Raw genomic sequence first — 5943 nt, forward strand, 5'->3', positions numbered from 1 at the left:
TAGCAGAGGTGCAGCGACGCCTGCGCGACCAGCGCAGCCACGATCGTGCGGGCGAGACGCGCTCGCGCCCCCGTGACGAGCATCGCGAGCGGCACCGAGAAGGCGAGCGCGAGCAGCAGCGCCACCGGTCCGGGCGCGGTGCCGCCGCCGAGCGTGTGCGCGAGGGACGCCACGAAGGTCGCGAATACGGCCACCGCCGTTCCGCGGATCGCGCGCGCACCCCGGGACATCACCAGTCCAGCCTAAACGTCGCGCGGCGGCCCGGATTGGGGGCTGCCCCCGAACGCGAGTGGGGCCGGCACCACCACCGGGCGGCGCGGATACGCTGGGACGACCATGGTCACCGCCGTCTTCTCGCTCCTCGGAGCCTTCGTCTTCGGCGCGGCCGACTTCCTGGGTGGGCTGGCCGCCAAGCGCGTGAGTTCCGTGCTGGCCACGGCGGTCGCCGCGCTCACCGGGTTCGTGCTGCTCGCCGCCGCCGCGCCGTTCCTCGGCGGCGACTGGACGGGCCACGACGTGTTCTGGGGCGTGGTGTCGGGCGTCACCGGCGCGGTGGCCATCTCGCTGCTCTACGCCTGCCTGGCGATCGGGCCGATGAGCATCCTGTCCCCACTCACCGCCGTCGTGTCCGCCGTGGTCCCGATGGTGTGGGGCCTCGTCATCGGTGGGGAGCGGTTCGCGGCGCTCGGCTACTGGGCGCTCGGGCTGGCCCTCGTCGCGGTCGTGCTCGTGGGATTCGTTCCCGAGCGCGGCGCCGTGCGTCCGAGCCTCCGCGGCATCCTCATGGCGATCGGCTCGGGCATCGCGATCGGCGCCTTCTTCGTGACCATCGACCAGACCTCCGAACAGAGCGGCGTCGTGCCGCTGCTCCTCAACCGGGCCGTCACGGCGACCATCATGTTCGCCGCGGTCGGCGTGCTGGCGCTCGTGGCCGCACGCCGCCGCCGGGACGGGACTCGGGGCCCTGCGGCATCCATCGACGACGCGGTCGACGAGCGGATGCCGCGCGCCGCCGTGGGCACGGTCGTCGCCCCGACCCGTTCCGCCACCGCGGCGGGCGTGCGGCTCGCGGTCCTCTGCGGGGCCGTCGACGTGACGGCGAACGGCTTGCTGCTCATCGGCATCCGCGCCGGAGACCTCTCGGTCGCGGCCGTGCTCGGCGCCATGTACCCGGCCGGAACGATCCTGCTCGCCGCGGTCGTGTTGAAGGAGCGCATCGCCCCCGTGCAATGGCTCGGCCTCGTGCTCGCGCTCGTCGCCGCCGGCATGCTCGCGCTGGCGTGACGCCCGGGCTGGACGCACTCGGCGCTGCCGGGCGGGGGAACTAGAGCCGCACGACCTCGGTGACGCTCACGACCGCGGCGCCCGCCTCCGCCGACGCCTCGAGGTCGACCTCTCCGCGGATGCGCCAGTCGTGGTCGCCGGCCGGGTCGTCGATCGTCTGCTCGACCCGCCAGATGCCGCTCGCGGCATCCGTCTCGTCGATGGTGACGAGTCGAGGCGATCGGGCGGCCGCGCCCGTGAGGATCTCGTCGTGCTCGGCGTAGTAGCGGTTCAGCGCGTCGGGCCACAGCTCGCCGGGGTCGAGCAGCTGCAGCTCGTCGTCGTGGTCGAGGGCGGCGAGCTGCACGCGCCGGAACAGCTCGTTGCGCACGAGCACCGTGAAGGCGCGGCGGTTCGTCACGACCGACGGCGGCGCGGGCGGCACGACGGGGGCGTCGTCCTCGGGCAGGTGCGAGGTGGGATCGACGAGCTCGTTCCACTCGTCGACGAGGCTCGAGTCGACCTGGCGCACGAGCTCGCCCAGCCACTCGATGATGTCGAGCAGTTCCTCGTCCTTCGCCTCGGTGGGCACCGTCTGGCGGATGGCCCGGAACGCGTCGGAGAGGTAGCGCAGCACGAGCCCCTCGCTGCGCGCGAGCTGGTAGAACGACACGTATTCTCCGAACGACATGCTGCGTTCGAACATGTCGCGCACGACCGCCTTCGGGCTGAGCTCGAAGTCGCGCACCCAGGGCTGGCTCGATGCGAACGTCTCGAACGCCTGGGCGAGCAGCTCGTCGAGCGGCTTCGGCCAGGTGACCTCCTCGAGCAGTTCCATGCGCTGCTCGTACTCGATGCCCTCCTGCTTCATGGCGCCGACGGCCTCGCCGCGGGCCTTGTACTGCTGCTGCGAGAGGATCGGCCTGGGGTCATCGAGGGTCGACTCGATCACGCTCACCACGTCGAGGGCGTAGTGCCCGGTGCCGACGCCCGTGCCGGGAGCGCCGTCTGGATCGAGCAGCTCGATCGCCGCGAGCGCGAACGGCGAGAGCGGCTGGTTGAGCGCGAAGTTCGGCTGCAGGTCGACGGTGAGGCGCAGGTCGGCGAGCCGCCCCGGCGCCGACGCCGGGAGGAGGTCCACCACGCCCGCGTCGCGCAGGGTGCGGAGGATGTCGAGGGCGCGGCGGGCGAGCTCGAACCGTCGGGCGCGCGGCTCGTGGTTGTCGAAGCAGAGCGAGCGGATGCCGCGGGCGACGTCGCCGCCCCGCCCGATGACGTTGATCATCATGGCCGCCGTGAGCTTCAGCTGCGGCGTGAGCGGCTCGGGCTCCGCCGCGACGAGGCGCTCGAACGACCCCTCGCCCCACGTGATCTGCCCGGCCGGGGCCTTCTTRCGCACGATCTTCTTGATCTTCTTCGGGTCGTCGCCGGCCTTGCGCACGGCGGCCTCGTTCTCGATCTCGTGCTCGGGGGCGAGCACCACGACGGTGCCCGCCGTGTCGTAGCCCGCCCGGCCGGCGCGGCCGGCGATCTGGTGGAACTCGCGGGCCGAGAGCTGTCGCATCTTCTGGCCGTCGAACTTCGACAGCGCGGTGATGAGCACAGTGCGGATGGGCACGTTGATGCCGACGCCGAGCGTGTCGGTGCCGCAGATGACGCGGAGCAGCCCGCGCTGCGCGAGCGTCTCGACGAGCCGCCGGTAGCGCGGCAGCATGCCGGCGTGGTGCACGCCGATGCCCGCCCGCACGAGTCGCGACAGGATCTTGCCGAAGCCCGTGTTGAACCGGAACCCGCCGATCGCCTCGGCGATCTCGTCGCGCTGCTCGCGGGAGACCACGCGGATCGACGAGAGCGCCTGCGCCCGCTCCATCGCGGCGGCCTGGGAGAAGTGCACGATGTAGACGGGCGCCTGCCTGGTCTCGAGGAGCTCCTCGACGGTCTCCTGCACCGGGGTCTTCGCGTAGGAGAAGTGCAGCGGCACCGGCCGGTCCACGCCGGTGACCCGGGCGGTCTCGCGCCCGGTGCGGGGGGTGAGGTCGTCGGCGATCGCCGTCACGTCGCCGAGCGTCGCCGACATGAGGATGAACTGCGCGCGGGCGAGCGTGATGAGCGGCACCTGCCACGCCCAGCCGCGGTCGGGATCGCCGTAGTAGTGGAACTCGTCCATGACGACCTGGTCGACCGCGGCATCCGCCCCATGCCTGAGGGCGAGGTTGGCGAGGATCTCGGCCGTGCAGCAGATGATGGGCGCGTCGGGGTTCACCGAGCTGTCGCCGGTGACCATGCCGACGTTCGCGGCCCCGAAGATCTCGGCGAGCTGGAAGAACTTCTCGCTCACGAGCGCCTTGATCGGCGCCGTGTAGTAGCTGCGACCGCCACGGGCGACGGATGCCGCGTGCGCGGCCACCGCGACGAGCGACTTGCCGGTGCCCGTGGGAGTGGAGAGCACGACGTTCGCGCCCGAGACGATCTCGATGATCGCCTCGTCCTGCGCGGGGTAGAGCGCGAAGCCCCGGTCGTCGGCCCACTCGACGAAGGCGTCGTACATGGCGTCGGCGTCGTAGGGGCGCGGGACGCGGTCGAGCAGGGGCTGGGTCACCCGTCCGAGTCTGTCACGCGCGGCGTCACGACCGGGCCGTGATAGAACTGGGAGCGCACACAGTCGAAGGAGCAGCCCCGTCGTGACCACCGCCCCGCCGCCCGCCGCCGCTCCGACGACGCCGCTCACGGTGACGCACCGGCCCCACGACCGCCCGCTCCGGCGCCCGGCGATGAGCAACACGGTCGACCACCACGACCGCATCGCCCTCACGAACCGCTACGTCGAGATCGACGGCCGTCCGGCGATCCCCGTGTCGGGTGAGCTGCACTACAGCCGCGTGCCCCGAGCGGAGTGGGAAGAGCGGCTGCGCCTCATGCGCTCGGGCGGCATCACGGTCGTCGCCACCTACGTGTTCTGGAACCACCACGAACCCGAGCGCGGGCAGCGCGACTTCACGGGCGCGCTCGACGTGGGCGCCTTCGTCGACGCCTGCGCTCACGTCGGACTCGACGTGGTGCTGCGACTCGGCCCGTGGGCGCACGGCGAGGCGCGCAACGGCGGCTTCCCCGACTGGGTGCAGGCCGCGCCCGTGCGCCACCGCACCGACGACCCCGCCTACCTCGCCCTCGTCGACGACTGGTTCGCCGTGCTCGGCGCCGAGCTCGCGTCGCGCTGCGGACCCGACAGCAACGTCGTGGGCATCCAGCTCGAGAACGAGCTCTACGACGAGCCCGGCCACCTCGTGACCCTCAAGGCGATCGCGCGTCGCCACGGTTTCGTGGCGCCGATCTGGACGGCCACCGCCTGGGGCGGCGCAGAGCTGCCCGCCGGCGAGGTGCTCCCCCTCTACGGCGGCTACGGCGACGGCTTCTGGGTCGATGCCGACCAGCCGTGGGACACGACCTTCCGCGAGCACTTCTTCTTCTCGCACACCTGGGACGACCCGGGAATCGGCGCCGACCTGCGCGAGCACGCCGGCATCGGTGGCCGCGGCGACGGGCCGACGACGCGCCTGCCCTCCCCCGACTTCCCCGCCGCGACCTGCGAGCTCGGCGGGGGCATGGCGACCGCCTACCACCGCCGCCCGCTGCTCGGCGCGCTCGATATCGCGGCGGTGGCGCACGACAAGGTCGGCAACGGCTCGGGCTGGCAGGGCTACTACATGTACGGCGGCGGCGTGAACCCGCGCCCCGCGCTGCAGGAGTCGCAGGCCACCGGCTACCCCAACGACCTGCCCGAGTTCGACTACGACTTCCACGCCCCCATCGGCGCCGCCGGTGTCCTCGCGCCGAGCCACGCCGAGCTGCGCCGCCAGCACGCGTTCCTCGCCGCATTCGGCGATCGGTTGGCCGACATGCCGTCCACGCTGCCCGACGTGCTGCCGACCGGCGTCGACGACGGCGAGACCCTGCGCTGGGCGATCCGCTCCGACGGCACGGGCGCCTGGGTGTTCCTCAACTGGCAGCAGCCGCACGTGCCGCTGGAGCCGTACCGCGGGGCGAGGTTCTCGGTCGGCCTCGACCACGAGCGCGTCGAGTTCCCCCACCTGCCGGTCGACGTGCCGCCGGGCACGATCGCGCACTGGGCCGTGAACCTCGACGTGGGCGGCGTGCGACTGCGCTGGCTCACCGCGTCACCGCTCACCGTGCTCGGGGCCGACGGCGACGGCGACCATGATGCGACGCTCGTCGCGGTGGCCGAGGCCGGCATCCCGGTCGAGCTCGCGGTCGACGAGGCGACCACGACGGTGACGGATGCCGCGGGCGCGACACGGGAGGCGGCGCCCGGGGTCTTCGTGGTCGACGCCGCCGAGCCCCGGATCGTCACGGTGTCGCGGGGCGACGCGCGGCTCCGCGTGCTCGTGCTGCCCGCGGCATCCGCGTCGGAGCTCTGGGTGCTCGACACCGCACGGGGTCGGCGCCTGCTGCGGTCGGCCGCACCCGTGCACGTCGACGCCGACGGGCGGCTGGTCGCGCGCTCGCCCGAGCGGCCGAGCGTGCTCGAGTTCGACGCCGAGACGGCCGAGTTCGTGCCGGTCGACTTCGACGCCGACGAGGCGGGAGCGGCGCCGGGCGTCGACGTCGCCCTCTCGACGGAGCCCCTGGCCATGGGAACGACACCGCCTGCGAGCTACGGGC

3 protein-coding genes and 1 pseudogene are annotated in these 5943 nt (G+C 72.9%); 2 read left to right on the forward strand and 2 right to left on the reverse strand.

Annotated elements, in window-relative coordinates; translation table 11 throughout:
- A pseudogene (locus AC1DY2_RS13880) lies at positions 1-194 on the reverse strand (hypothetical protein); the annotation flags it as partial.
- 142 nt (positions 195-336) lie between these two features.
- On the opposite strand from AC1DY2_RS13880, the gene AC1DY2_RS13885 reads away from it, so the two are divergent.
- A complete protein-coding gene (locus AC1DY2_RS13885; RefSeq protein WP_476762968.1) occupies positions 337-1284 on the forward strand; it encodes an EamA family transporter in 948 nt (315 codons plus the stop codon).
- Positions 1285-1324: 40 nt separating this feature from the next.
- Here the strand turns inward: AC1DY2_RS13885 and AC1DY2_RS13890 are convergent, their stop codons facing one another.
- Positions 1325-3811 (reverse strand): DEAD/DEAH box helicase, encoded by a 2487-nt coding sequence (locus AC1DY2_RS13890; RefSeq protein WP_476762970.1) that lies wholly within the window; start codon positions 3809-3811, stop codon positions 1325-1327.
- A 133-nt stretch (positions 3812-3944) separates the two neighbouring features.
- Between AC1DY2_RS13890 and AC1DY2_RS13895 the strand changes: the two genes are divergently transcribed.
- Positions 3945-5943 (forward strand): beta-galactosidase (locus AC1DY2_RS13895; RefSeq protein WP_476762969.1); only part of this gene is annotated, 1999 nt, incomplete at its 3' end.

It is taken from the genome of Agromyces sp. P1_H4, assembly GCF_056405255.1.

Bases quoted from the DNA above. Each gene is read 5' to 3' on its own strand.
- AC1DY2_RS13885 (WP_476762968.1), top strand. From the start codon at position 337: ATGGTCACCGCCGTCTTCTCGCTCCTCGGAGCCTTCGTCTTCGGCGCG.